Below are 25,930 nucleotides of genomic sequence, written 5' to 3' on the forward strand. Positions count from 1 at the left end.
ACCGTCGTGAGCGTGACCAAACCCGCGACGCAGCGCCCCCGGCTGCCCAGCGTGGGCCGGCTCGGCTTGGTCGATCCCCCGGCGAGCGACCGCCTGACGCAGCTGGGTTGGTACGACCACGACGACCAGGCCCACGTGGACCTGCTGTGGTCGCTGTCGCGCGCCCCCGACCCCGACGCCGCGCTGCGCGCCCTGATGCGGCTGGCGGAGAACCCCGAGGCCGACTGGGACGAGCTCAACGCGGCGCTGCTCACCGAACGCCCCCTGCGCGGGCGGCTGTTCGCCGTGCTCGGGTCGTCGCTGGCGCTGGGCGACCACCTGGCCGTGCACCCGCAGTCGTGGAAACTGTTGCGCGGCAAGGCCAAACTGCCCAGCCACGACGAGCTGTGCGCGGCGTTCACCCAGTGCGTCGACGAGGCATCGGACGCGCCGGGTTCCGTGGTGCCGCGCCTGCAGACCCTGTACCGCGATCAGCTGCTGTTGCTGGCCGCGCTCGATCTGGCCGCGACGGTCGAAGACGAACCGGTGCTGCCGTTCACGGTGGTGGGCGCCCAGCTGTCGGACCTGGCCGACGCCGCGCTGGCCGCCGCGTTGCGGGTGGCCGAGCTGAGCGCGTGCGGCGACCGGACGCCACCGCGGCTGGCGGTCATCGCGATGGGCAAATGCGGTGCCCGCGAACTGAACTACGTCAGCGACGTGGACGTCATCTTCGTCGGCGAACGCGCCGACCCGCTCACCACCCGGGTGGCAAGCGAGATGATGCGGGTCGCGTCAGAGGCCTTCTTTCAGGTCGACGCCGGGCTGCGGCCGGAGGGCCGCAGCGGTGAACTGGTCCGCACCGTCGAGTCGCACATCGCCTACTACCAGCGCTGGGCGAAAACGTGGGAGTTTCAGGCGTTGCTGAAAGCCCGCGCCGCCGTGGGCGATCGGGAGCTCGCCGAGCGCTACCTGTCCGCGTTGATGCCGATGGTGTGGGTGGCCTGCGAGCGGGAGGACTTCGTCGTCGAGGTGCAGGCGATGCGCCGCCGGGTCGAGCAGCTGGTGCCCGCCGACGTGCGCGGCCGCGAGATCAAACTCGGCAGCGGCGGGCTGCGCGACGTTGAGTTCGCGGTGCAGCTGCTGCAGCTGGTGCACGGCCGCAGCGACGAGTCGCTGCACGTGGCGTCCACGGTGGACGCGCTGGATGCGTTGGGGCAGGGCGGCTACATCGGCCGCGAGGACGCGGCGAACCTGACCGCTTCCTACGAGTTCCTCCGGCTGCTCGAGCACCGGCTGCAACTGCAGCGGCTCAAGCGCACCCACCTGTTGCCCGAAGCCGAGGACGAGGAGGCGGTGCGCTGGCTGGCCCGCGCCGCGCACATCCGCCCCGACGGGCGGCACGACGCCGCGGGCGTGCTGCGCGAGGAGCTGCGGCACCAGAACCTGCGGGTGTCGCAGCTGCACGCCAAGCTCTTCTACCAGCCGCTGCTGGAATCGATCGGCCCGGCCGGCCTGGAGATCGGGCACGGCATGACCCCGGAGGCCGCCGAACGTCAGCTGGCCGCGCTCGGCTACGAGGGCCCGCAGAGCGCGTTGAAACACATGTCGGCGCTGGTCAATCAGAGCGGCCGGCGCGGTCGCGTGCAGTCGGTGCTGTTGCCCAGGCTGCTGAACTGGATGTCGTACGCGCCGGATCCCGACGGCGGGCTGCTGGCCTACCGCCGGCTGTCCGAGGCGCTGGCCGCCGAGAACTGGTATCTGTCGACGCTGCGCGACAAGCCGGCGGTGGCCAGGCGACTGATGCACGTGCTGGGCACCTCCGCGTTCGTGCCGGACCTCTTGATGCGCGCGCCGCGAGTGATTCAGGACTACAGCGACGGTGCGGCCGGCCCCAAGCTGCTCGAGACGGACCCGGCCGCGGTGGCCCGCGCGCTGATCACCTCGGCCGGGCGCCACCCGGACGCGCCGCGCGCAATCGCGGCCGCCCGCACGCTGCGCCGCCGCGAACTGGCCCGCATCGGCTCGGCCGACCTGCTGGGCTTCCTCGAGGTCACCGACGTGTGCGGGGCGCTCACCTCGGTGTGGGTGGCCGTGCTGCAGGCCGCGCTGGACGCGATGATCCGCGCCAACCTGCCCAAGGACGGCACGGCGCCGGCCGCCATCGCGGTGATCGGCATGGGCAGGCTGGGCGGCGCCGAACTGGGCTACGGATCCGACGCGGACGTCATGTTCGTGTGCGAGCCCGCCCACGGGGCCGAGGACTCGGTGGCGATCCGGTGGTCGACGACGGTCGCCGAACAGGTGCGCACGCTGCTGGGCACGCCCAGCGTCGACCCGCCGCTGGAGGTCGACGCCAACCTGCGGCCCGAAGGCCGGCAGGGCCCGCTGGTGCGCACGCTGGGTGCCTACGCCGCCTATTACGAGCAGTGGGCGCAGCCGTGGGAGATTCAGGCGCTGCTGCGCGCGCACGCGGTCGCCGGCGACGCGGACCTGGGGCAGCGGTTCCTGTTGATGGCCGACCGGACGCGCTACCCGGCCGACGGGGTGTCCGCCGAGGCGGTGCGGGAGATCCGCCGCATCAAGGCCCGCGTCGACGCCGAGCGGCTGCCGCGCGGCGCCGACCCGAACACGCACACCAAGCTGGGCCGCGGCGGGCTGGCCGACGTCGAATGGACCGTGCAGCTGATGCAGCTGCGGCACGCGCACCGAATTCCCGCCCTGCACAACACCTCCACGCTGCAGTGCCTGGACGCGATCGCCGCGGCCGACCTGGTGCCCGCCGATGAGGTCGACCTGCTCCGGCAGGCGTGGCTGACCGCGACCCGGGCGCGCAACGCGCTGGTGCTGGTCCGCGGCAAGCCGACCGACCAGCTACCCGGGCCGGGCCGCCAGCTCAACGCGGTCGCGGTGGCCGCGGGCTGGCCGACCGATGACGGCGGGGAGTTCTTGGACAACTATCTGCGGGTCACGCGGCGGGCAAAAGCCGTGGTACGAAAGGTGTTTGGAAGTTGACTCAGGAGACCGGCGCGTTGGACGCCATATTCGAGGTGCTCGACGCGGCGGAGGCTCAGCGCGTGACCGCCCTGTATGCCCCGTTGGCCGACGCCGTGCGCGAGCTTGTCGACGCGACCATCCGGACCGAGGTCGACGACGACGTCGTCACCCAGGCGCGCGCCGCGATCGAGGCGGTCACCCGGTCGCTGCGGCAACGGACCCGGCCGATGGGCGTGAGCTACCGCGTCAACGGCCGACCGCTGCCGCTGGGCAACGCCGCGATCGGCGTGTGCAACCCGATCGCGCCGCCGATCGTCGTCCACCACGACGGCGGCGGCCGCTGCTGGAGCGAGTTCGTCCTCGGCTCGGCGTACGAAGGCCCGCCGAAACTGGTGCACGGCGGCGTCAGCGCGCTGGTGCTCGACCACATGCTCGGCGAGGCGGCCAGCGAGGGGCTGTCCAAGGCGCGCTTCACCGGCACCATCACCGTCAAGTACCGGCGCGGCACCCCGTTGGGCCCGCTGCGGTCCGAGGCGTGGGTGGACGGCAGGGAAGGCGTCAAAGTGTTTGCGCGCGGCACGATTTCAGACGCGAACGGGGTCACCGTCGAGGCCGAAGGCGTCTTCATCGAGCCGGCGTGGGCGCGGGAAGCCGAATGAAGTTCTACATCAGCAGCGCGTTTTTGAACACCCGGGAGATCATCGAGCTGGCCAAGGCCGCCGACGAACTCGGCTACGACGGCATCGGGATCCCCGACCACGTCGTCAACCTGGAGACCCTGGACACGCCGTACCCGTACACCAAGGACGGGGAGCGCCGTTGGCAGCCGTTCACCGACTGGCCCGATCCGTGGGTGCTGGTCGGCGCGCTGGCTCAGGTCACCACGCGCCTGCGGTTCGTCACGACCGTCTACATTCCCGCGATGCGCAACCCCTATTCGGCCGCGAAAGCCATTGGCACCGCGGCGGTTCTGGCGTCGGGTCGGGTGGAGCTCGGCATCGGCGTCGGCTGGTGCCGGGAAGAATTCGCGTTGATGGGGGAGCGGTTCGAGGCCCGCGGGAAACGGACCGACGAAATCATCGACCTGATGCGGGCGCTGTGGCGGCCGGGCTGGGCGGAGTTCGAGGGCGAGTTCTACCGCGCACCGCGGCTGGAGATGGAGCCGACGCCGCCGCCGATACCGGTGTATGTCGGCGGGCTCAGCGACATCGCGCTGCGCCGCGCCGCCCGCAACGACGGCTGGATCGGCGACCTGATCAAGATCGAGCGCGCCATCGAGGCCGTGGGCAAGCTGCGGGAGTTGCGCGCCGAAAACGGTTTGTCTTTCCACGATTTCACCGTTTTGACGCCGCTGACCGACGCCTTCACCACCGCCGACTACCAGCGCGCCGCCGACGCGGGCATCACCGGCATCATCACCATGCCCTGGATGTTCTACACCGGACCTGATGCGTCGCTGGAGGACAAGATCGACGGCATGCAGCGCTTCCGCAAGGACTTGGCGCTCGACGGTTAGCTCGGGCTGGTTTGCCGCGACACTGAATCCTTGGCGGCGACACGCCGTTGAAGTTCGCCGTAGTTTCAGTCTCGCGAGAGGATGACGGGCATGCCAATCGGTCGGGTTCGCCCGGCGTCCACATCGGATGCCGAGGCGTGCCTTGCGATCTATCGGCCCTATGTCACCGACACCACCATCAGCTGGGAGCTCGAAGTCCCCAGCGTTGCGGAGATGGCCGGCAGGATCGCCGACGCCCACGAATGGCTGGTGCTCGAACGGGAGGGTCGCGTAGTCGGCTTCGCGTACGGCCATGTGCTCTGGCGCCTGCCCAGCTTTCAGTGGTCGGTCGAGACGGGCATCTACGTCGACCCCGACCGTCACCGCACGGGCTGCGGCCGCCAGCTCTACACGGAACTACTGCGCCGGCTCGCCGAGCGCGGGTACCGGCAAGCGCTCGCCGGCATCACCCAGCCGAACGAGGCCAGCAACGCGTTCCACCGGTCGTTCGGATTCCGCGACGCCGGCCTATATCGGCGCGTCGCATGGAAACACGGCCGCTGGCACGACGTCGCGTGGATGCAAGTCGACCTGGCGGGGACGGCCGAGCCCGACGAGCCGCCCCGCCCGATTGCGTGAAGGGTTAGCGGCCGCCGCCGGCGCCGCCGCCGACGAAGCCCCCGCCGGCCCCGCCGCCGACAAAGCCTCCGCCAGCTCCGCCACCGACGAAGCCTCCGCCCGCTCCGCCACCGAAGAAGCGGCCTCCACCGGCTCCGCCGCCAACGCGGTCCAGGGTCATTGTCTGTGCGGTGCTGATAGTCATGGCCGTGAAGCTAACGCCGGATCCGATGCCGCCGCAAGAGTTTTAATCTGAATTTTCGGCGACGTGATTGCCAGAGCAACTACTTGCCCTGCGTGTCGATGCCGACCTCCGGGCATTCCCAGTCCGCGTCGGTATTCTTCGCTGCGGCGCTGTCGGCGATGTGCTCAATGCGCTTCAGCGAAATGACATGAGAGGCATCGGCATTGACGATGACGGCAAATCCCGCGGCCGGAGCCCATCGGGCCGGCACCAATACCCACCGGTCATTGTGGACGGCCAGCGAGCGGAAACACTCGTAGCGCAGAAAGGCCGACTTCGCCGACGGGTCAGCGCCCTGCGGGGCCCAGCTCACCTTGATCTGATTGCCCAGCAGCAGCGGCACATCCTGCTTGGCGTCCACATCCAGGACGACGACGTTCTCCCGCGACCACAAACCCGCATTGGTGTTGATAGCGAGGTCGTGACCGCGGAAGGTGGCGAAGATGTCGGCGACCCAAAACAACGCCACCACGATCGCCCCGGCCGCCACCACGAGGCTGCCCCGTTCGGCGGCCGCGAACGGTCGCGGCGCATCGCTGGTGCGGGTTCCGCCGAGCAGCCACAGCCCGACCATCAGGAGGGCGGCGCCCAGGCCGAGTGCCACCGGCGTCGCGACGTCGGCCTGAATCGGGGCCCAATCGGGCTTGGTCAGCCCGACGATCGCGATGGCCACGCCGACCACTCCGAGGGAGATGGACACCCACGCGACCCCGCGCAGCAACCGGGGCCGGCGACCGGATTGCACCAGGCGACGCAGGTAATCGGCGACCCAGAGCATGGCCACCCACGCGAACAGGCCGACCACCAGCGGCACGTACAGCGCCGGCAGGCTCTTGACGACATAGTCGGTGGTGGTGAATCCGATTGCGTCCGTGTCGATTCCGAAATACGAGAAGTAGGTTCGGGTGGCGACATAGCCGTAGAAGTAGCACAGCGAGGTGATGATGGTGGTCGGCGCGATGAACAACCCCACGACGCCGATCCACTTGGGCATGGCGGGCGAACCCTCTTCCTCGCTCACGGCGACGGAACCGGAGATGCGGTGGTCGGGCTCGGCGGAATGCCGGTTGTCACGGAGGGTGGCAGCGTGGTCGTTGGGGTGGATGGCAGCGGTGTCGTACGGTCCGTCGTCGGCGGCGTTCCCGTCGTCACCGTGGGCGGCGTGTAGACGGAAATGCTAGAGCTGGACGGCACCTTGGTGCGCGTGGTGGACGTCACCGACGACGAGGTCGTCGGGGGCGTCTTGTTGTCCGATCCGCAGGAGGCCAACGAGAGCGCCGCGGCAGCGGCGAGCGTTGCGACTATCGCCTTGCGCGCGGTCGACGGGACTGGACCGGTCTGCGTCATCGCAACCTCCACACGCGGCATCCCCGAGATGGGATACTCCCATCCCGCGGACCAGATGTGGCGACTATCGCCGAATCTCCGGCCCGGCAAAACGAAACCACCCGCGCGGCGGTCGCCACGCGGGTGGTTTCGGTTGACGGATCTAGACGTCGTAGTACAGCGCGAACTCGTACGGGTGCGGCCGGATCTGCACGGGCAGGATCTCGTTCTCCCGCTTGAAGCTGATCCACGTCTCGATCAGGTCGGGCGTGAAAACCCCACCCTCGGTGAGGTATTCGTGATCCTCTTCCAGCCGGTCGATCACCGCGGACAGCTGGGTGGGCGCCTGCGGGATGTTGGCGGCCTCCTCCGGCGGCAACTCGTAGAGGTCCTTGTCGACCGGGGCCTGCGGCTCGATCTTGTTCTTGATGCCGTCCAGCCCGGCCATCAGCATTGCCGAGAACGCCAGGTACGGGTTGCCCGACGAGTCGGGGCAACGGAACTCGAGCCGCTTGGCCTTCGGGTTGCTGCCGGTGATCGGGATGCGGACACAGGCCGATCGGTTGCGCTGGCTGTAGACCAGGTTGATCGGGGCCTCGTAGCCCGGGACCAGTCGCTTGTAGGAGTTGACGGTCGGGTTGGTGAAGGCCAGCAGCGACGGGGCGTGGTGCAGCAGGCCGCCGATGTAGTGGCGGGCCGTGTCCGACAGGCCGGCGTAGCCGGTCTCGTCGTACATCAACGGGCTGCCGTCTTTCCACAGCGACTGGTGGGTGTGCATGCCGGAGCCGTTGTCACCGAACAGTGGCTTGGGCATGAAGGTGACGGTCTTGCCGGCCTGCCAGGCGGTGTTCTTGACGATGTACTTGTACAGCTGCATGTCGTCGGCGGCGTGCAGCAGCGTGTTGAACTTGTAGTTGATCTCGGCCTGTCCGCCGCTGCCCACCTCGTGGTGGCCCTTCTCCAGGCTGAAGCCGGCCTTGATCAGGTTCGCCAGCATGTCGGCACGCAGGTCGACGTAGTGGTCGACGGGAGCGACGGGGAAGTACCCGCCCTTGGGGCGGACCTTGTAGCCGCGGTTGGGGCTGCCGTCGTTCTCGGTCGGCTCGCCGGTGTTCCACCAGCCCGAGATCGCGTCGACCTCGTAGAAGGAGCCGTTGGTGCGCGAGTCGAAGCTCACCGAGTCGAAGATGTAGAACTCCGCCTCGGCGCCGAAGTAGGCGGTGTCGGCGACCCCGGTGCTGATCAAGTAGTTCTCCGCCTTGCGGGCGATGTTGCGCGGGTCGCGCGAGTAGGGCTCGAGGGTGAACGGGTCGTGCACGAAGAAGTTCAGGTTCAGCGTCTTGTGCTCGGTGAACAGGTCGATCTGCGCCGTCGCGGGGTCCGGCAGGAGCAGCATGTCGGATTCGTGAATGGACTGGAAGCCTCGAATCGAGGAACCGTCGAATGCCAGGCCGTCCTCGAAGACGCTCTCGTCGAAGAACGAAACCGGAATCGTGAAGTGCTGCATGATGCCTGGCAAGTCACAGAACCGGACGTCGACAAACTCGACGTTCTCGTCCTTGACGAGTTTGAAGACGTCGTCGGGCGTCGTTTCCGTCACAGAAATGCTCCTTTACTTGGTGAGATCCGCGGCCTGACGCTATGGAGCAGATGTTGCCCGCCAGTCAACCCCGTGTTGCGCGCACGTTACGCGACCCATGTTGTTCACAAAAGAGGCGCCGTCACCGGCGGGTTCTATTGTGGGGCCATGGACCGCTGGATCGTATCTCTTCCGGTGCCCGGGCGCAGCGTTCAGCCGGGGTTGCGACGATGACGCCGAACTCGCCGTCCACCTATCCCGGCGAGCGGCTGGGACTGCCGCAAAGCGGGCCGGGGTCGCTGGCCCCGATGGGACGTCGGCTCGGTGCCCTGATGATCGACTGGCTGATCTCCTACGGCCTGGCCGCGCTGGCGCTGCGCTTCGGCGTCTTCTCCGAACACGCGTTGTCGACGGCGGTGCTGGGCATCTGGTTCGTGCTCGGTGTGATCTCGGTGCGGCTGTTCGGCTTCACGCCCGGGCAGTTGGTGCTGGGCCTGCAGGTCGTGACGGTCGACGACCGGGGCGCGGTCGGCATCGGCCGGGCGGTGGTGCGCGGTGTGCTGGTTGGGACCGTGGTCCCGGCGTTGTTCACCGACTGGGACGGCCGCGGCATGCAGGATCGGCTGACCGCGACGGCGGTCGTCCGGCGCTGATGGGCTACTTGCGGCGCACCGTGCGCTGCACGCCGCGCATCTTGCCGGCGTTGGGAAGCGGCCCCTTCGGCAGGACGGCGGCGCCCGCCCGCGTACCCAGCGCGGCGAGCCGGGACTCCAGCGTGTCCATCTGCTTGACGGTGATGTTGGCCGGCAGACGGTTGAGGTGGCGCTCCAGCTTGGACAGCGGCACCTCGTCGTCGCCGTTGCCGACGACGAGGTCGTAGATCGGCACCTCGCCGATCAACCGCGCGGTGCGCTTCTTCTCCTGGGCCAGCAGCGGCCGGACCCGGGCCGACGACCCTTCCGCGACCAAGATGACGCCCGGCCGGCCGATGACCCGGTGCACGGCGTCGAGGTGGCCGGTCGCGGCGACGCCCGGCGTCACCCGCCACTTGCCGCGCAGGTTGTCCAACGCCCAAGCCGCCGCGCCGGTTTGTCCCTCGGCCTTGCTGTAGACGCTCTTCTGCGCGCGGCGACCGAACACGATGAAGGCCGCCAGCGCGCCCAGCACCACGCCCAGCGGGATCAAGGTGAACGTGGTCAGGCCGCCGGCCCACACGCCGACGGCCACCGAGGCGGCCACGATCAGCACGAAGACGCCGATCATGTAGGGCAACAGCCGTTTGTCCTCGCGCCGCTGAAGGTTGAATGCCTGCCACAACTGGGCGCGACGCTCCTTCGCGGCGGCCTTACGCGCGGCCTGCGCCTGCGCCCGGGCGGCCTTGTTCTCAGCGGCGGTGCGGGGTTTAGCCATAGTCAAAGGATACGTACCGGCAAATCGGGCCGACGGCCGTCAGGCGCGGGTGCGCGCGGCTTGCTCGTAGAGCCGGCCCGCCCGGTAGGACGACCGCACCAGCGGCCCCGCCAGCACCCCGGAGAAGCCCAGCCCCTCGGCGTGCCGGGAGAATTCGACGAACTCCTCGGGCCGCACCCAGCGCTCGACCGGGTGGTGACGCGTCGAGGGACGCAGGTACTGGGTGATGGTGACGATGTCGCAGCCGGCGGCCCGCAGGTCGGCCAGCGCGGTGCGCACCTCGTCGGGGGTTTCGCCGAGCCCGAGGATGAGGTTGCTCTTGGTGACCAGCCCGAAGTCGCGCGCCGCGGTGATGACGTCCAGGCTGCGCTGGTAGCTGAAGGCCGGCCGGATCCGCTTGAAGATGCGGGGCACGGTTTCGACGTTGTGCGCCAACACTTCCGGGCGGGACTGGAAAACCTCGGCAAGCCGGGCGGGTTCGCCGTTGAAGTCGGGTATCAACAGCTCGACGCCGGTCGACGGGTTGAGCTCCTTGATCGCCCGCACCGTCTCGGCGTACAGCCAGGCCCCGCCATCGGGCAGGTCATCGCGGGCCACCCCGGTGATGGTGGCGTAGCGCAGTCCCATCGTCCGCACGCTGTCGGCGACGCGTCTCGGCTCGTCGCGGTCCAGGGCGGCGGGCTTGCCGGTGTCGATCTGGCAGAAGTCGCAGCGCCGCGTGCACTGGTCGCCGCCGATCAGGAAGGTGGCCTCCCGGTCCTCCCAGCACTCGAAGATGTTGGGGCAGCCGGCTTCTTCGCAGACCGTGTGCAGCCCCTCGCGGCGGACCAGGCCCTTCAACTGGGTGTATTCGGGTCCCATCCGGGCGCGGACCTTGATCCACGGCGGCTTGCGCTCGATCGGGGTTTGCGCGTTGCGGACCTCGAGGCGCAGCAGCTTGCGGCCTTCGGGTGCGACAGTCACGCCCTCGATGCTACGCGGGGGGTGGGCAGGTGTTCCCGCACTGGCAGGGCGCCGTCGAGGGCGTCGCAGACGGCGTCGGCGACGGCGACGCGGACGTGGTCGACCGTCACCGGGCGCCGTAGCTCGGCCGACAACGACGTCACCCCGGCGTCGCTGATGCCGCACGGGACGATGGTGCCGAACGCGCCGAGGTCGCAGTCGCAGTTGAGCGCGAACCCGTGCAGGGTGGTCGCGCGCGAGATCCGCACGCCGATGGCGCCCACCTTGCGGTCGGGCCGGTCGCCGCCCGGCACCCACACCCCGGACCGGCCCTCCACCCGGCAGGTGTCCAGGCCGAGTTCGGCGCACACCTTGATCAGGGCCTCCTCGAGGCGGCGAACGTAATTCAGCACGTCCAGCGGTTCGCGCAGGCCGATGATCGGATAGCCGACGAGTTGGCCGGGGCCGTGCCAGGTGATCTTGCCGCCCCGGTCGGTGTCGACGACCGGGGTGCCGTCCATCGGTCGTTCGTGCGGCTCGGTGCGCCGGCCCGCCGTGTAGACCGCCGGGTGCTCCAGCAGCAGCAGCGTGTCGCTGCCGCCGGCGACCCTGGCGTCGGCCAGCTCGCGCTGCAGCTGCCAGGCGGTGCGGTACTCGACGCTTCCGAGCTGTCGGACGTCGATCGCGGCCAGGCTGGACCGGATGGAATCGATCACCTTCGCGACGCTACCCCTGCGGCGGGTGCGATGCGCGTCACGCACCGGCGAAGAGCCAGGCTGCGGCGCTAGTCGTGGTCGCGGCCGGCGGTGGCGTAGGCCAGGGCCTCGCCAATTGTGTTGTGGTGGAACTGGAATCCGGCCCGCTCCAGGGCGGACGGGATGGCGCGCTGGCCGATGAGCAAGCCCTCGTCGGCGAACTCGCCGAGCGCGGCCCGCACCGCGAACCCGGGGAGCATAAACGGCGTCGGGCGGTTGACCGCCCGGCCGAACGCGGTGGTGAATTCGGCGTTGGTGACCGGCGCTGGCCCGGTCATGTTCACCGGGCCGGACAGCGTGGGATGGGAGATCGCGAACAGCAGCGCCCGCACCTCGTCCTCCAGCGTGATCCAGGACATGTACTGACGGCCACTGCCCAGCCGGGCCCCCAGGCCCGTCTTGAACAGCGGCCGCAGCCGCCCCAACGCGCCGCCCCCGGGGGCGAACACCAGGCCGGTGCGGGCCAGCACCACCCGGGCGCCGCCGTATTGCGCCGGTAGCGTGGCGGCTTCCCAGTCTTCGCACAGCTGCGCCAGGAAACCCTTTCCCGCCCGGTCGTTTTCGTCCACCACGCGGTCCTTGGTGTCCCCGTAGTAGCCCACCGCGCTGGCGTTGACCAGGGTCGCCACCCCGGCGTCGGCGACGGCGTGCGCCAGCACCTCGGTGGGGGCGATGCGGCTGTCGCGCAGGCCCTGCTTGAAGGCGCCCGACCATCGACGCTGGCCGACGTTGACACCGCACAGGTTGACGACGGCGTCGACGTCGCTCACCGCGTCGACGTCGAATTCGCCGCTCTCGGGGTTCCAGTGCAGTTCGTCGGAGTTCGACGGTGCCCGGCGCACGATGCGCAACACCCGGTGGTCGGCCGCGCGCAGCGCCGCGGTCAAGGCGGATCCGATCAGGCCGGATGAACCCGCGATGGCGATGACGGGCTTGGCCACGGTTCGGCAGTCCTCCTAAAGACCCAGGTCCGCCTCGAACGCTCCCTCTTCGAGCCGGTGCTTGATCGTGGTGAGGAAGCGTCCGGCGTCGGCGCCGTCGATGAGCCGGTGGTCATAGGTCAGCGGGAGGTAGCAGATCGAGCGGACACCGATGGACTCGTTGCCGAATTCGTCGACGATCACCCGGGGCCGCTTCACGATGGCGCCGGTGCCCAACATGGCCGCCTGCGGCGGCACCAGAATCGGGGTGTCGAACAGCGCGCCCTGGCTGCCGATGTTGGTGATGGTGAAGGTGCCGCCCGACAGCTCGTCGGGTTTGAGGTCGCCCGACCGGGCGCGTGCGGCGATGTCGGCGATGGCCCGGGCCAGGCCGGCCAGCGACAGGTCGCCGGCATTGTGGATGACCGGGGAGAGCAGGCCCTGCTCGGTGTCGACGGCGAAGCCGAGATGTTCGGCGTCGTAATAGGTGATTTCCTTGGTCTCTTCGTTGTAGCTGGCGTTGATGTTCGGGTGGATCTTCAACGCGTCGATCACCGCCCGGGCGATGAACGGCAGGAAGGTCAGGTTGACCCCCTCGCGTTCGGCGAACGCGTTCTTCGCCCGGGCCCGCAACCCGACGATCCGGGTCATGTCGACCTCGTGCGTCTGGGTGAGCTGGGCGGTGGCCTGCAGCGATTCCCGCGTCTTGTTCGCGGTGATCTGGCGGATCCGGCTGGCCTTCTGCGTGGTCCCGCGCAGGTGCGCCAGCGCCTGCGCCGGGCTCGGCGCCGGGGCCGGAGCCGCCTTGCCGTCCACGGCCGGTGCGGCGGCCGGTGCCTGCGCCGGGGCGGGCGCCTGCTGGGTCTGTTGTTTCTTCTCCGCGGCGGCGAGCACGTCCTGCTTGCGAATGCGGCCGCCGACCCCGGTGCCGGCGATCTGGGCCAGATCGATGCCGTGCTCGGTGGCCAGCTTGCGCACCAGCGGGGTCACGTAGGGGGCGCCGTCCGGGCCGGAGCCGCTGGGCTCGGCGGCCGGTTGCGCTTGCGCGGGTTGGGGTTTCGGCGGCGGCGCCGGCTCGGGCTGCGAGACCGGCTGGGGTTCGGGCTTCGCCTCCGCCTTGGGGGGTTCGGGCGCCGGCTGGGGCTTGGGTTCCGGTTTCGGAGCGGGCGGGGGAGTCGGGGCCGCCGCCGCCTGGGAACCGCTGCCGAATCCGCGCCAGTTCGCCGCCGACGGGCACGGTGGCATCCTCCTCGGCGGTGATGCTGATCAGGACGCCGGCCACCGGCGACGGGATCTCGGTGTCGACCTTGTCGGTCGACACCTCGACCAGCGCATCGTCAACCTGGACCGAGTCGCCGACCTTCTTCAGCCAGCGGGTCACCGTGCCCTCCGCGACCGACTCGCCGAGCTCGGGCATCAAGACCGGGGTCGCGTCGCCGGAGGAACCCTGCTGGGCGGGCTGCGGCTCCGGCTGGGCCGGCGCCGCGGCCTGGGGCTCGGGTTCGGGTTCGGGCTCGGGCTGGGACGGTGGCGCGGATTCGGCCTGCGGTTCGGGCTGGCTGGGCTCCTGCGGGGGCGCCGACGAACCGCCGCCCTCGGCGGAGTCGCCGATGACGGCCAGTTCGCCGCCCACCTCGACGGTGTCGTCCTCCTGGGCGATGATCTTGGTCAGCACCCCGGCCGCCGGCGACGGGATTTCGGTGTCGACCTTGTCGGTGGAGACCTCGACGAGGGGTTCGTCGAGTTCGACCGTGTCGCCTTCCTGCTTGAGCCAGCGGGTCACCGTCCCCTCGGTGACGCTCTCACCGAGTGCCGGCATCTGGACGGAGAAGGCCATCGTTTCTGACTCCTCGATCGCTCGTGGGTCGGGGCGGGTCGAACATCTCGCTAGCCGCTGAAGTAGCTACTCAAAACTATCCTGTCACTGCGTCCGCGCCGCCACACATCCAGGGCGACCGCGCGCGATTGCCGGGACGGCCCGAATGGCCTTGCTACGGTGTGGCCACTGCAGTTGAAGCGGGGAGGTCCGATGCCGGCAACACAACATTTCGTCGACAGCGCCGACGGCGCGCGAATCGCGGTCTTCGAAGAGGGCAACCCCGACGGCCCCACCGTCGTGCTGGTGCACGGCTTCCCCGACTCGCACGTGCTGTGGGACGGCGTGGTGCCGCTGCTGGCCGACCGGTTCCGCATCATTCGGTACGACAACCGCGGCGTCGGTGAGTCCTCGGCACCCAAGCCGGTCTCGGCCTACACCATGGAGCGGTTCGCCGACGACTTCGCCGCGGTGACCGGGGAGCTGAGCCCCGGCCGGCCCGTCCACGTGCTGGCCCACGACTGGGGCTCCGTCGGCATTTGGGAGTACCTGACCCGCCCCGGCGCCGGTGACCGGGTGGCGTCGTTCACGTCGGTATCGGGCCCCAGCCAGGACCAACTGGTCGACTACATCTTCAGCGGACTGCGCCAACCGTGGCGACCCCGCAGGTTCGCGCGGTCGATCACCCAGGCGCTGCGGCTCACCTACATGGTGTTCTTCTCGATCCCGGTCCTCGCGCCGCTGCTTCTTCGGCTGACGCTGTCGATCCCGGCGCTTCGGCGCAACGCGGTGGACAACATCCCCGACGAGAAGATCCACCACTCGCCGCACCTGCCCCGCGATGCCGCCCAATCGGTAAAGACCTACCCCGCCAACTACTTTCGGTCCTTCGCCCGGAAACGACCGGATCCCGTCGTCGACGTGCCGGTGCAGCTGATCGTCAACACCGAAGACAAGTACGTGCGGCCATACGGCTACGACCACACGCCGCGCTTCGTGCCGCGGCTGTGGCGGCGCGACATCAAGGCCGGTCACTTCTCCCCGATGTCCCACCCGCAGGTGATGGCCGCCGCGGTGCGCGAGTTCGCCGACCTGACCGACGGCCAGCCGGCCAGCCGGGCGCTGCTGCGCGCGCAGGTCGGACGGCCCCGCGGGTCGTTCGGCGACACCCTGGTGTCGGTCACCGGCGCGGGCAGCGGGATCGGCCGCGAAACGGCGTTCGCGTTCGCGCGGGAGGGCGCCGAGCTGGTCATCAGTGACATCGACGAGGCGGCCGTCAAGGCCACGGCCGCCGAGATCGCCACCCGCGGCGGCGTCGCGCACGCCTACGTCCTCGACGTGTCCGACGCCCAGGCGGTGGAGGCGTTCGCCGAGCGGGTCAGCGCCGAACACGGCGTGCCCGACATCGTGGTCAACAACGCCGGCATCGGGCACGCCGGCGGATTCCTGGACACCCCGGCCGAGCAGTTCGACCGGGTGCTCGACGTCAACCTGGGCGGCGTGGTGAACGGGTGCCGGTCGTTCGCGCGCCGAATGGTGGACCGCGGCACCGGTGGCTACATCGTCAACGTGTCGTCGATGGCCGCCTACGCGCCGCTGCAGTCGCTGAGCGCGTACTGCACGTCGAAGGCGGCGACCTACATGTTCTCCGATTGCCTGCGCGCCGAACTGGACGCCGCCGGGGTGGGCCTGACCACGATCTGCCCGGGCGTCATCGACACCAACATCATCAACACCACCCGCTTCGACGCGCCGGCGGGAAAGGGCGACCGGGTCGACGGGCGCCGGGGTCAGCTGGAGAAGATGTTCGCGCTGCGGCACTACGGCCCGGACAAGGTCGCCAACGCGATCCTGTCGTCGGTCCAGAAGAAGAAGCCGATTCGCCCCGTCGCGCCGGAAGCCTATGCGCTGTACGGTCTTTCGCGCGTGGCACCGCCCGGCCTGCGTAACGCCGCGCGGCTGCGGGTGATCTGACTCCTAGGGCCCCGCGCGCGTCGCGCCCTGGCGTCCCGTCAGCAGCGCGCCGCCGATCGCGAGCAGCCCGATGATCGCCAGCGGGATCGACCACGTACGCCGGCTGCCCACCGACGATTGGCATTGCGCCACATAGTCGGTGTGGGGAACGACCTGGTTGAGGATTGGGATGTTCGCCACACTGTTGTTGTTGGCGCTTCTGGCCGCGGACAGGTCCGTGGCTACGGCGTTGCCGCACCCGATCGAATGGCCGTTGCCGTCCGAAATCGACACCGGCGCCAAGAGCCCGATCACACCGGCCAGCAACAGCACGGCGCCCACAGCGAGGATCAACCGTCGCAGCGTCACGATCTCGCCTTTCTTCGTACGAGTTTTCGATCGGTGGGAGATTAGCCGCTGCACCGGACCGGTAAACCCCGATGGGGTTCGTCACCCGGTTCGTGGGTATTCCGCCGCGGTAGCCGAGAAGGGGGACTAACGGGTGGTATTGATTGCGACGCGGGACGTGGCCGCGCCCTGTGAGCGGGTGTGGGAAGTGCTGGCCCAAGGGTGGACCTACACCCAGTGGGTGGTGGGCAACAGCCGCATGCGGGCCGTCGATCCGAACTGGCCGGAGCCCGGGTCTTCGATCAGGCACTCGATCGGCATCTGGCCGCTGGTGATCGACGACGCGACGGTGGTGGAGGAGAGCGAGCCGCCGCACAAGCTGGTGCTGTGCGCCCGCCTGGGGCCGCTGGGCGCCGCGCGGATCACGATGCTGCTGCACGAGACGCCACAGGGCTGCCGGGTGGAGATGATCGAGGTGCCCGTCGAAGGCCCGATGGGGGCGGTTCCCAATTCGCTCGCGTTGGCCGCGGCCTACCCGCGCAACAAAGAATGCCTCTGGCGGCTGGCGGCTCTGGCGGAGCGCAAGGTGCCCAGCCAGGTGAAATGAGCGCACGCGACACCGCCGACGCCGTCGTCATCGGGGCGGGACACCACGGACTGGTCGCCGCCTCGATGCTCGCCGACGCGGGCTGGGACGTGCTCGTGCTCGAGGCCCAGCCCGAACCGGGCGGCGCGGTGCGCAGCGCCGAGCTGACGCCGGGCTACATCACCGACCTGTTCAGCTCCTACTATCCGATGACCGTGGCCTCGCCCGCGATTTCGGCGCTGGGGCTAGAGGACCACGGCCTGCGGTGGTCGCATGCGCCGGCGGTGGTCGGGCATCCGCGCAACGCGGCCGACGACGACCCGCCGATCGTCTATCCCGACCCGGCGCGCACGGCAACGGAATTCGCGCGGAGGGAGCCGGCGGACGGCGACAACTGGTGGCGCCTGGTGGAGTTGTGGCAGCGAATCAAGGCGCCGCTGCTGGACGGGATGCTGGCGCCCTTCCCGCCCGTGCGCCCGCTGATGCGGCTGCTGGCCAAACTCGGTACGTCGGAGGCGCTTCGGGTGGCGCGCCTGCTGGTGCAGCCCGCCACCACCATGGCCAGCGAGCTGTTCGCCGGCGAGGCGCCGCGAGTTCTGTTGCTGGGCAACGCAATGCACGCCGACGTCCCGCCGGACGCACCCATCAGCGGCGCCATGGGCTTCCTGATGACGATGTTGGCCCAGGACTGCGGCTGGCCGGTGCCCGTCGGGGGTTCGGGGCAGCTGACCGCCGCCCTGGTCAGCCGCGCCCGCTCGGCGGGCGCGCGAATCGAATGCGACCAGAACGTGTCCCGCATCCAGGTCAAGGGCGGCCGCGCGGTCGGGGTGACCACCGCCGGCGGGCGGACGGTCGAGGCGCGGCGCGCGATCGTCGCCGACGTCACCGCCCCGCGGCTGTTCTGCGACATGCTGCCCAGCGATGCGTTGCCGCCCAAGCTGTTACGCGACCTCGAGCACTTCATGTGGGACCCGCCCGTGGTGAAGGTCAACTACGCGTTGGGGAGTCCCATCCCGTGGCGGGCAAAGGGCCTGGGCGAGGTGGGCACCGTGCACCTGGGGGCCGACGGTGACGGGCTGGTCCGTTGGATGGCCGACCTGAACACCCGGGTGGTGCCCGAACACCCCTTCATGCTGCTGGGGCAGACCACCACGGCTGACCCGAGCAGGTCGCCGGTGGGTACCGAAAGTGTTTGGGCCTACACGCATTTGCCGCGCAACGTGGCCGACGACGCCTCGGCCGACCGGCTGGCCGACGGGGTGGACCGGGTCATCGAGGAGCACGCCCCGGGCTTCGGGTCGGCGGTGATCGACCGCACAGTGCAGCGGCCGTCGGACCTGGAGGCCAGCGACGCCAACCTGCACATGGGTGCGCTCAACGGCGGCACCGCGCAATTGCAGCAGATGCTGATCTTTCGCCCGGCGCCCGGCATGGGCCGTGCCGAAACCCCGGTCCAGGGACTGTATCTGGGCAGCGCGTCGGCGACCCCGGGCGGCTCGGTGCACGGCGCCTGCGGTCGCAACGCGGCCAACGCCGCGTTGGCCGCCCAGGGGATGACCGGCTGGCCGCGCCGCAATCTGCGCCGCGCCGTGTTCTCGCTGACGACCGGTAAGCGCTAGCCCTTTTCGGCGATGTCCTCGAGCACCGCGAACATGGTGCGAGTCGGCACACCGGTGCCGCCCTTCGGGGTGTACCCCCACGGGCCGCCGGTGTTGTAGGCCGGGCCGGCCACGTCGATGTGCGCCCAGCCCACGCCGTCGGCGACGAACTCGCGCAGGAACACGCCGGCCACCAGCATGCCGGCGAAGCGCTGGCCGCTGATGTTGGACAGGTCGGCAACGGTGGATTTCAGGTCGTCCTTGAGTTCGTCGGGCAGCGGCATCGGCCAGCCGTTCTCGCCCACCCGCTGCGAGATCGCGGCGACCCGGTCGCGGAACTCGTCGCTGCCCATCACCCCGGGGATCCGGGCGCCCAGCGCCACGGTCTGCGCGCCGGTCAGCGTCGACGTCTCGATCAGGTAGTCCGGGTTGTCCTCGCACGCGCGCACTATGGCGTCGGCCAGGATGAGCCGGCCCTCGGCGTCGGTGTTCTGCACCTCGACGGTGATTCCGCCGTACTGGGTCAGCACGTCGCCGGGGCGCTGCGCCGTGCCCGACGGCATGTTCTCGGCCATCGGCACCGTCGCGATCACGTCGATGGGCAACCGCAACTGCGCGGCCAGCGCCACCGTGGCGATGACCGCGGCCGCACCGCCCATGTCCGACGTCATGTGGTGCATGGATGCCGCCGGCTTGATCGAGATGCCGCCGGTGTCGAACGTGATGCCCTTGCCGACCAGGGCCACCTTCTTCGCCTGTTTGGGTTTCTTGGCCAGCTTCGAACCGCGGTGCGTCAGCCGCACCAGCCGGGGCGGGCGCGACGAGCCCTGGCCGACGCCGATCACCCCGCCGTAACCGGCCTTCTGCAGCGCCTTCTCGTCGAGCACCTCCACCTCGAGGCCCACCGATTCACCCAAAGACCTTGCCCGCCTGGCAAATTCGGCGGGGAAGAGGTGACTGGGCGGCGTGTTGACGAAGTCACGGGCGGTGGCCACCGCGGTCGCCACGGCCGCGCCGTGCGCGCTGGCCGCTTTGGCGTCCTTCGAGGCGGACAACACGGTGATCTTGCGCAGACCTTTGTCTTTCGGCGCCGTCTTGTCGCTGCGGAACTCGGTGAACCGGTAGCTGCCCAGGATCAGCCCTTCGACGGTCGCCGAGCACACGTCGGCGCTGAAGTCACCGGGCAGCGTCACGATCGCCGCCTCGGCGGTGCCCAGCGACCGCGCGGCCACCCCGGCGGCGCGGCGGATCGTGTCGGCGGCCCATTCGGGCCGCGGCTTGCCCAGCCCGATCGTCAGCACGCTGGACACCGGCAGCGACGGCACCACCAGGCGGTGCACCTGCTCGCTGCCGCCCGTGGCGTCCAGGGCCCGCAGGCCCGATTCGATCTCGGCGACCGCGTCCGCGGGCAGGAGCGACTCGCCCGGGGCAACCGCCGCGCCGGGTGAGTCCTCGTCGCCGGAGGAGACGACCGGGACGATCAATACCGAAGAGCCCGCCCCGCGTTTGGGCAGCGACGTGGCGACGTTTACGGAGGGGCTTTGATAGCTCAATTCGGTGGTCACGGGCATTTACCCTAATCGCTCCGAGCCCGCCCCGGGATCGGCGGCGCCCCCACGCTGCAGCTCGTAGGCGGTGACGGGGACGTCGAACCCCTTGAGCTGCAAGGGGCCACGGGCCGTCGCCGGCCAATCCGGCAACCGCTCGTGCAGGGCGGAATCGGCCAAGATCTGGCACGGGGCCGCGGCCCCGACCAGACGCGCCGCCAGGTTGACCGGGCTGCCGAAGTAGTCCCCGTTGATCGCCAGGACGGCGCCGTACGCGAGGCCCGCGCGGACCTGCAGCCCCTCCTCGCGGGCTCGCGGATGGTCGACGAGATCGACCGCCGCCCTGGCCAGGCGTTCGGGGGAGCCGCTCACCCACATCACCTCGTCGCCGATGAACTTCACCACCCGGCCGCCGTCGCGATGCACCACGTCGGCGACGGTTCCGGCGAACTCGTTGAGCAACGCGGAAAGCTGCGCGGGGGCCAGCGCGCGGGTGAGCACGGTGAAGCCGGACAGATCGGCAAAACCGATGCCGCACACCACGCTTGCCGACGTGTCGCGGAGCACGCCCTCGAAGTGCGTGCGGGCCCCGGTCAGGTGATGGCGGTGAACGACGTCGATCAACGCGCCGATCCGCGGGACGAACTCCGCGACCGCGCGGTACGCCTGCGCCGTGGCGAGCTCGTCGTTGGTGTAGGTCATCTGGATGTCCGGTGTCCCGGCGCGAATCGCGGTCGACTCCGCCTCCGCGAGCCGGGCCATCGCGGCGCCGAGCACCCGCAGCAGCCCGAACGCGCCCTCCTCACCCACGACCGTTCTCAACGCGACCCAGGTGGCCAGGGCGTCCACGTCGGCCTGGCTGAGCACCGGAACGTCGGGGCCGGCGACGGTAAGCCCGAGCAAGCCCCAGGCGTGGGCGACCTCCTCGGGCGACAGGCCGAGTTGTTCGGCGGCGGTCGCGATGGTGTGGGTCGGGCGTCCCGACCATTGCAGGACGTCCCCGGCGAGGCCGAACAGCCGGCCGCGCTGCTCGGCCTCCACCATCTCGTCGACGGTGAACCCGAGCTCGTCGAGGTACTTGATCAGGTCGGCCCGCTCGCGCGGGTTGGCGATTCCGGCAGCCTCAAGGGCTTCGAAGTCCCAGGAATCGACCACCCAGCCAAGTGTGCCAGCTCCCGGGATTAGGGTGAACCGTCGTGACCGATGACCTACAGCACGGCCCGCTGGAAGACCGCCACCGCGAACTGGGGGCCAGCTTCGCCGAGTTCAGCGGCTGGCTGATGCCGGTGTCGTATGCCGGCACCGTCAGCGAACACAACGCCACCCGCAACGCGGTCGGCCTGTTCGACGTCAGCCACCTCGGCAAGGCGTTGATCCGGGGGCCGGGCGCGGCCGAATTCGTCAACTCGACGCTCACCAACGACCTGAGCCGCATCGGGCCCGGCAAGGCGCAATACACGTTGTGCTGCAACGAATCCGGCGGCGTCATCGACGACCTGATCGCCTACTACGTCGCCGACGACGAGATCTTTCTGGTGCCCAACGCCGCCAACACCGCGGCGGTGGTCGAGGCGCTGCAGGCGGCCGCCGGGGCCGGCCTGACGATCACCAACGAGCATCGCTCCTATGCGGTGCTGGCGGTGCAGGGCCCGCGATCGGCCGACGTGCTCGGCGAGCTGGGCCTGCCGACCGACATGGACTACATGGGCTACGCCGACGCCTCGTATTCCGGGGTGCCGGTGCGCGTCTGCCGCACCGGATACACCGGCGAGCACGGCTACGAGTTGCTGCCGCCGTGGGACTCCGCGGGGGTGGTGTTCGACGGGCTTAGTGCGGCGGTGACGGCCGCCGGGGGCGAGCCCGCCGGCCTGGGCGCCCGCGACACGCTGCGCACCGAAATGGGCTACCCGCTGCACGGGCACGAACTGGCGCTGGACATCTCGCCGCTGCAGGCCCGCTGCGGGTGGGCGATCGGCTGGAAGAAGGACGCGTTCTTCGGCCGGGACGCGCTGCTGGCGGAGAAGGCGGCGGGACCGCGGCGCCTGCTGCGGGGCCTGCGGATGGTGGGCCGCGGCGTGCTGCGTCCCGGTTTGGCCGTGCTCGCCGGAGAGGCGCCGGTGGGGGTCACCACCTCCGGGACCTTCTCCCCGACGCTGCAAGTCGGCATCGCGCTGGCGCTGATCGACGCCCACGCCGGCGTCGAGGACGGCCAGCGCGTCATGGTCGACATCCGCGGCCGCGCCGCCGAATGCGAGGTCGTGCGGCCGCCCTTCGTCGAGGCGAAAACCCGTTAGCGCCGCAGGTTCGGGTGAAAAGCCCGATCGCAGGCGGATATACAATCAGCGCCATGGCCAGCGACTCCCCTGAGTTCACGGTTTCACGGTCGGCCAACCCCGTCTCCGACGCCGAGCGTGAATCCATCCTGGCCGAGCCCGGATTCGGTAAGTACTTCACTGACCACATGGTGTCCATCGACTACGACGACGACCAGGGCTGGCACAACGCGCGCGTCATCCCGTACGGCCCGATAGAGCTCGACCCCTCGGCGATCGTGCTGCACTACGCGCAGGAGATCTTCGAGGGGCTCAAGGCGTACCGCTGGGCCGACGGCTCGGTGGTGTCGTTTCGGGCCGAGGCCAACGCCGCGCGGATGCGGTCGTCGGCGCGGCGGCTCGCCATGCCCGAACTGCCCGACGAGCTGTTCATGGGCTCGCTGTGCCAGCTGATCGCCGTCGACAACGCCTGGGTCCCCGCCGCCGGGGGCGAAGAGGCGCTGTATCTGCGCCCGTTCATCATCGCGACCGAGCCGGGGTTGGGCGTGCGGCCGTCCAAGCGGTACCGCTACCTGCTGATCGCCTCGCCCGCCGGGGCGTACTTCAAGGGCGGCATCAACCCCGTCACCGTGTGGGTGTCGACGGACTACGTGCGGGCCAGCCCGGGCGGCACCGGCGCCGCCAAGTTCGGCGGCAACTACGCCGCCTCGCTGCTGGCGCAGGCCGAGGCCGCCGCGCACGAGTGCGACCAGGTGGTTTGGCTGGACGCCGTCGAACGCCGCTTCGTCGAGGAGATGGGGGGGATGAACATCTTCTTCGTGTTCGGCAGCGGCGGGTCGGCGCGCTTGGTCACCCCGGAACTGTCCGGGTCGCTATTGCCGGGCATCACCCGAGATTCGTTGCTGCAGTTGGCGATTGACGCCGGGTTCTCCGTCGAGGAGCGCAAGATCGACATCGACGAGTGGCAGAAGAAGGCCGCCGCCGGGGAGATAACCGAGGTGTTCGCGTGCGGCACCGCCGCCGTCATCACCCCGGTCTCGCACGTCAAGTACGGCGATACGGAGTTCACCGTCGCCGACGGTAAGCCCGGCGAAGTGACGATGGCGCTGCGGGACACGCTGACCGGCATTCAGCGGGGCACCTTCGCCGACACCCACGGCTGGATGGCCCAACTGGGTTAGGTCGCCCGCCCGGCTAGAAGCGCACGAGCCCGGCGAGCGCCACGGCGCTCACCGTCGCGGTCAGCTCGATGACGGCGCCCAGCACGTCACCCGTGATGCCGCCGAACCGGCGCACGCAGTGCCGCACCAGCACCGCGCCGCAGGCCACACCGGCCAGCACCGCCACCGGTCCCTGCCACCACCGCGGCCCGGCCGCCAGCGCGACGACGAGCAACACCGCGACCCACGCCGCCACCACGGCCACCGGCTGGCTGCCGGCGACCCGCGCCCCCAGGGAGCTGCCCGCGGCCGCCGGCACCGATCGGCGGCCGGCCAGCACCGCGGCCACCCGGCCCGCGAACACCGTCACGGCGATGCCGGCGATCCCCGGCCTGCCCGCCGCCCCGAGCGCCGCGAAGGCCAGCCCCTGCAGCGCGACCACCAACACGATCGCCGCGGCGCCGAACGGCCCGGTCGACCCGTCGCGCATCACCGCCAGGGCGCGCTCGGGCGGCCCGTAGCAACCCAGCCCGTCGGCCGTGTCGGCGACGCCGTCGAGGTGCAGGCCGCGGGTGGCCAGCAGCAGCGCCGCGACCGCGAGCAGCCCCGACAGCGGGCTGGACGCCCCGAACGCGTGGGCCCCGCCCCACGTCACTGCGGCGGCGAGCACACCAAGGACGGCGCCCACCACCGGCAGCGCCGTCAGGGCGCCGCGGCCCATCGGCCCATGCCGCGAACCCGGCACGGGCAACACCGTGCCGAACGCGAAAGCCGTTGCCAGCGAACGGATCACAGTGGGGGAGCGGCCCGCTCGGACACGCCGGCCTGGCTGAATGTGGCCATCGACGACAGCGCGCCCACCGCGGCGCGCAGCACGGGCAGCGCCGCCGCGGCGCCGCTGCCCTCGCCCAGCCGCATCCGCAGGTCCAGGATGGGCTCCAGGCCGAGCTCGGTCAGCGCCAGGGCGTGGCCGGGCTCGGTGGACCGATGACCGGCCTGCCACCACAGCCGGGCGCCGGGGGCCAGCCGTTCGGCGACCAGCGCGGCGGCGGTCACGGCCATCCCGTCGAGCAGCAGCGGGGTGCGCCGCACCGCGGCCTGCGCGCAGAAGCCCGCCAGCGCGGCCAGGTCGGCGCCGCCGGCGCAGCGCAGCAGCGCCACCGGATCGGGCAGCACGAGGCGCGCGCGGAACAGGGCGTCGCGCACCGCGGCCGTCTTGCGCGACCAGCCGGCGTCGTCGATGCCGGTGCCGAAGCCCACCACCGCGACCGGTTCGGCGTTGGTCAGCGCCGCCACCAAAACGGCGGCGGGGGTGGTGTTTCCGATCCCCATGTCCCCGGCGATCAGCAGGTCGGCGCCGGCGTCGACCTCCTCGTCGGCGATGGCTCGTCCCGCGGCGATCGCGGCGACGGTCTCCTCGGCGCTGAGCGCGTCCTCGACGGTGATGTCGCCGCTGCCGCGCCGCACCTTGTGGGCGCCGATCCGGTCGGTCAGCGCCTCGCCCGCCACCGCCAGGTCCGCGACGCGCACCGTCGCCCCGGCGATGTCGGCCAGCACGTTGATCGCCGCCCCGCCGGCGTCGATGTTGGCGACCATCTGCGCGGTCACCTCCGGCGGGTAGGCCGAGACCCCGGACCGGGCGACACGATGGTCGCCGGCGAACACCACCACCCGGGCGCGCTCGAATTGCCTTGGCGGGCAATGCCCTTGACACGACGCGGCCCACACCGAAAGGTCCTCGAGGCGGCCCAGCGCGCCCCGGGGCTTGGTCAGCGTGTTCTGGCGGGCGCGGGCGGCCGCGGCGACGCCCGCGTCTGGCGGCGATACCGGGGCGAATTCCATCAGGCCCCCGACGGCTTGATCGGGACCGCCTGCCCGGCCACCACGAGCACCACCCGGTCGCACAGGTCGGCGACGCGCTGGTTGAGGCTGCCCAGTTCGTCGGCGAACCGGCGCCCGGACGCGGTGGCGGGGACGACGGCCAACCCGACCTCCGGGCTGACCAGCACGAGCGTGGAGTTGAAGTCGCTGACCGCGGCGAGCACCTCGCCGACCGGCGCCGCCACCGACCCGCCGTCCCAGCCGTGGCGGTCCAGCGCGCCGGTCAGCCAGGCGCCCAGGTCGTCGACCAGCGTCGGGGTGTCCGGCGAGGCGCGCAATTGGCTTGCGATGTCATCGGTTTCGACCGTCGACCAATGCCCGGGCCGGCGACCGCGGTGCTCGGCAACCCTGTCCGCCCAGGCCGCATCGCCCGCGCCGGCCGGGCCGGGCGCCAGGTAACAAACCGGCTGGCCGGCCGGCAGCGCCCCGGCGATCGCGTCCTCGGCCCACCGCGACTTGCCCGACCGGATCCCGCCGAGCACCAGCGTGCGCACCGCGCTCAGGCG

General features: G+C 70.6%; 23 protein-coding genes and 1 pseudogene. 10 read left to right on the top strand and 14 right to left on the bottom strand.

Annotation, left to right across the window (positions count from 1 at the left end):
- Window positions 1-6 precede the first annotated feature (6 nt).
- From A5680_RS13255 to A5680_RS13270, 4 genes are all read left to right on the top strand, one after another.
- On the top strand, window positions 7-2,991 hold the full coding sequence (locus A5680_RS13255) for a bifunctional [glutamine synthetase] adenylyltransferase/[glutamine synthetase]-adenylyl-L-tyrosine phosphorylase (RefSeq protein WP_067819985.1): 2,985 nt from the start codon (window positions 7-9) through the stop codon (window positions 2,989-2,991).
- The gene (locus tag A5680_RS13260) at window positions 2,988-3,632 is read left to right on the top strand and encodes a PaaI family thioesterase (protein ID WP_067819988.1); all 645 of its coding nucleotides are present in this window, start codon (window positions 2,988-2,990) and stop codon (window positions 3,630-3,632) included. Before A5680_RS13255 ends, A5680_RS13260 begins: the two co-directional genes overlap by 4 nt.
- Window positions 3,629-4,489: a TIGR03619 family F420-dependent LLM class oxidoreductase gene (locus A5680_RS13265; protein ID WP_067819991.1), complete on the top strand. Its 861-nt coding sequence runs from the start codon at window positions 3,629-3,631 to the stop codon at window positions 4,487-4,489. Before A5680_RS13260 ends, A5680_RS13265 begins: the two co-directional genes overlap by 4 nt.
- Window positions 4,490-4,579: 90 nt before the next feature.
- On the top strand, window positions 4,580-5,107 hold the full coding sequence (locus tag A5680_RS13270; protein WP_156675096.1) for a GNAT family N-acetyltransferase: 528 nt from the start codon (window positions 4,580-4,582) through the stop codon (window positions 5,105-5,107).
- A 263-nt stretch (window positions 5,108-5,370) separates the two neighbouring features.
- Here A5680_RS13270 and A5680_RS13275 read toward each other — a convergent pair whose 3' ends face one another.
- The 3 genes from A5680_RS13275 to glnA all read right to left on the bottom strand — a co-directional run bounded on the left by A5680_RS13275 (window position 5,371) and on the right by glnA (window position 8,256).
- Entirely contained in the window at window positions 5,371-6,351 is a 981-nt protein-coding gene (locus A5680_RS13275; RefSeq protein WP_067819997.1) for a hypothetical protein, read from the bottom strand.
- The gene (locus tag A5680_RS25745; protein ID WP_156349606.1) at window positions 6,348-6,677 is read right to left on the bottom strand and encodes a hypothetical protein; all 330 of its coding nucleotides are present in this window, start codon (window positions 6,675-6,677) and stop codon (window positions 6,348-6,350) included. The genes A5680_RS13275 and A5680_RS25745 overlap by 4 nt, the downstream gene beginning before the upstream one ends.
- 142 nt (window positions 6,678-6,819) lie before the next feature.
- Complete coding sequence (gene glnA / locus A5680_RS13280; RefSeq protein WP_067819999.1) at window positions 6,820-8,256, bottom strand: type I glutamate--ammonia ligase; 1,437 nt, start codon at window positions 8,254-8,256, stop codon at window positions 6,820-6,822.
- A gap of 209 nt (window positions 8,257-8,465) precedes the next feature.
- On the opposite strand from glnA, the gene A5680_RS13285 reads away from it, so the two are divergent.
- Window positions 8,466-8,888: an RDD family protein gene (locus A5680_RS13285; protein ID WP_055404010.1), complete on the top strand. Its 423-nt coding sequence runs from the start codon at window positions 8,466-8,468 to the stop codon at window positions 8,886-8,888.
- A 4-nt stretch (window positions 8,889-8,892) separates the two neighbouring features.
- Here A5680_RS13285 and A5680_RS13290 read toward each other — a convergent pair whose 3' ends face one another.
- The 5 genes and pseudogenes from A5680_RS13290 to sucB form a co-directional block, all read right to left on the bottom strand.
- Window positions 8,893-9,645, bottom strand: a complete 753-nt coding sequence (locus A5680_RS13290; RefSeq protein WP_055404011.1) for a DUF4191 domain-containing protein — start codon at window positions 9,643-9,645, stop codon at window positions 8,893-8,895.
- A 39-nt stretch (window positions 9,646-9,684) separates the two neighbouring features.
- Window positions 9,685-10,608, bottom strand: coding sequence for a lipoyl synthase (gene lipA, locus A5680_RS13295; RefSeq protein ID WP_067820003.1), 924 nt, complete (start codon window positions 10,606-10,608; stop codon window positions 9,685-9,687).
- Entirely contained in the window at window positions 10,605-11,303 is a 699-nt protein-coding gene (lipB, locus tag A5680_RS13300) for a lipoyl(octanoyl) transferase LipB (protein ID WP_067820005.1), read from the bottom strand. Before lipB ends, lipA begins: the two co-directional genes overlap by 4 nt.
- Before the next feature lie 68 nt (window positions 11,304-11,371).
- Window positions 11,372-12,283 (bottom strand): TIGR01777 family oxidoreductase, encoded by a 912-nt coding sequence (locus A5680_RS13305; protein ID WP_067820008.1) that lies wholly within the window; start codon window positions 12,281-12,283, stop codon window positions 11,372-11,374.
- Between the two features lie 15 nt (window positions 12,284-12,298).
- Window positions 12,299-14,099: pseudogene (gene sucB, locus A5680_RS13310) on the bottom strand (2-oxoglutarate dehydrogenase, E2 component, dihydrolipoamide succinyltransferase).
- Window positions 14,100-14,291: 192 nt separating this feature from the next.
- Here sucB and A5680_RS13315 point away from each other — a divergent pair.
- Window positions 14,292-16,052, top strand: coding sequence for an SDR family oxidoreductase (locus A5680_RS13315; protein WP_067820009.1), 1,761 nt, complete (start codon window positions 14,292-14,294; stop codon window positions 16,050-16,052).
- Window positions 16,053-16,055: 3 nt separating this feature from the next.
- Here the strand turns inward: A5680_RS13315 and A5680_RS13320 are convergent, their stop codons facing one another.
- Window positions 16,056-16,400 carry a hypothetical protein gene (locus A5680_RS13320; protein WP_055404017.1) on the bottom strand — a complete coding sequence of 115 codons (345 nt, stop codon included), beginning with the start codon at window positions 16,398-16,400 and terminating at the stop codon, window positions 16,056-16,058.
- A 133-nt stretch (window positions 16,401-16,533) separates the two neighbouring features.
- On the opposite strand from A5680_RS13320, the gene A5680_RS13325 reads away from it, so the two are divergent.
- Both A5680_RS13325 and A5680_RS13330 read left to right on the top strand, forming a co-directional pair.
- A complete protein-coding gene (locus A5680_RS13325; RefSeq protein ID WP_156669578.1) occupies window positions 16,534-16,986 on the top strand; it encodes an SRPBCC domain-containing protein in 453 nt (150 codons plus the stop codon).
- Window positions 16,983-18,584 carry an NAD(P)/FAD-dependent oxidoreductase gene (locus tag A5680_RS13330; protein ID WP_067820016.1) on the top strand — a complete coding sequence of 534 codons (1,602 nt, stop codon included), beginning with the start codon at window positions 16,983-16,985 and terminating at the stop codon, window positions 18,582-18,584. Before A5680_RS13325 ends, A5680_RS13330 begins: the two co-directional genes overlap by 4 nt.
- Here A5680_RS13330 and A5680_RS13335 read toward each other — a convergent pair.
- Both A5680_RS13335 and A5680_RS13340 read right to left on the bottom strand, forming a co-directional pair.
- Window positions 18,581-20,128 carry a leucyl aminopeptidase gene (locus A5680_RS13335; protein WP_156675097.1) on the bottom strand — a complete coding sequence of 516 codons (1,548 nt, stop codon included), beginning with the start codon at window positions 20,126-20,128 and terminating at the stop codon, window positions 18,581-18,583. The two genes, A5680_RS13330 and A5680_RS13335, sit on opposite strands and share 4 nt — an antisense overlap.
- Window positions 20,129-20,134: 6 nt before the next feature.
- Entirely contained in the window at window positions 20,135-21,265 is a 1,131-nt protein-coding gene (locus tag A5680_RS13340) for an adenylate/guanylate cyclase domain-containing protein (protein WP_055401050.1), read from the bottom strand.
- Between the two features lie 41 nt (window positions 21,266-21,306).
- On the opposite strand from A5680_RS13340, the gene gcvT reads away from it, so the two are divergent.
- Entirely contained in the window at window positions 21,307-22,404 is a 1,098-nt protein-coding gene (gcvT, locus tag A5680_RS13345) for a glycine cleavage system aminomethyltransferase GcvT (protein ID WP_067820024.1), read from the top strand.
- 53 nt (window positions 22,405-22,457) lie between these two features.
- Window positions 22,458-23,564, top strand: coding sequence for a branched-chain amino acid aminotransferase (locus tag A5680_RS13350; protein WP_055401045.1), 1,107 nt, complete (start codon window positions 22,458-22,460; stop codon window positions 23,562-23,564).
- Between the two features lie 13 nt (window positions 23,565-23,577).
- Here A5680_RS13350 and A5680_RS13355 read toward each other — a convergent pair whose 3' ends face one another.
- Genes A5680_RS13355 through A5680_RS13365 form a run of 3 tightly spaced genes read right to left on the bottom strand, consistent with a single transcriptional unit; the run spans window position 23,578 to window position 25,918 of the window.
- Window positions 23,578-24,336, bottom strand: a complete 759-nt coding sequence (locus tag A5680_RS13355; RefSeq protein ID WP_067820026.1) for an adenosylcobinamide-GDP ribazoletransferase — start codon at window positions 24,334-24,336, stop codon at window positions 23,578-23,580.
- Complete coding sequence (cobT, locus tag A5680_RS13360; protein ID WP_156675101.1) at window positions 24,333-25,388, bottom strand: nicotinate-nucleotide--dimethylbenzimidazole phosphoribosyltransferase; 1,056 nt, start codon at window positions 25,386-25,388, stop codon at window positions 24,333-24,335. The genes A5680_RS13355 and cobT overlap by 4 nt, the downstream gene beginning before the upstream one ends.
- Window positions 25,385-25,918 carry a bifunctional adenosylcobinamide kinase/adenosylcobinamide-phosphate guanylyltransferase gene (locus A5680_RS13365; protein ID WP_055401039.1) on the bottom strand — a complete coding sequence of 178 codons (534 nt, stop codon included), beginning with the start codon at window positions 25,916-25,918 and terminating at the stop codon, window positions 25,385-25,387. The genes cobT and A5680_RS13365 overlap by 4 nt, the downstream gene beginning before the upstream one ends.
- Between the last annotated feature and the right edge of the window lie 12 nt (window positions 25,919-25,930).

Origin of the sequence: Mycobacterium sp. E2989 (assembly GCF_001667595.1) — a bacterium.
Classification (GTDB): Bacteria; Actinomycetota; Actinomycetes; order Mycobacteriales; family Mycobacteriaceae; genus Mycobacterium.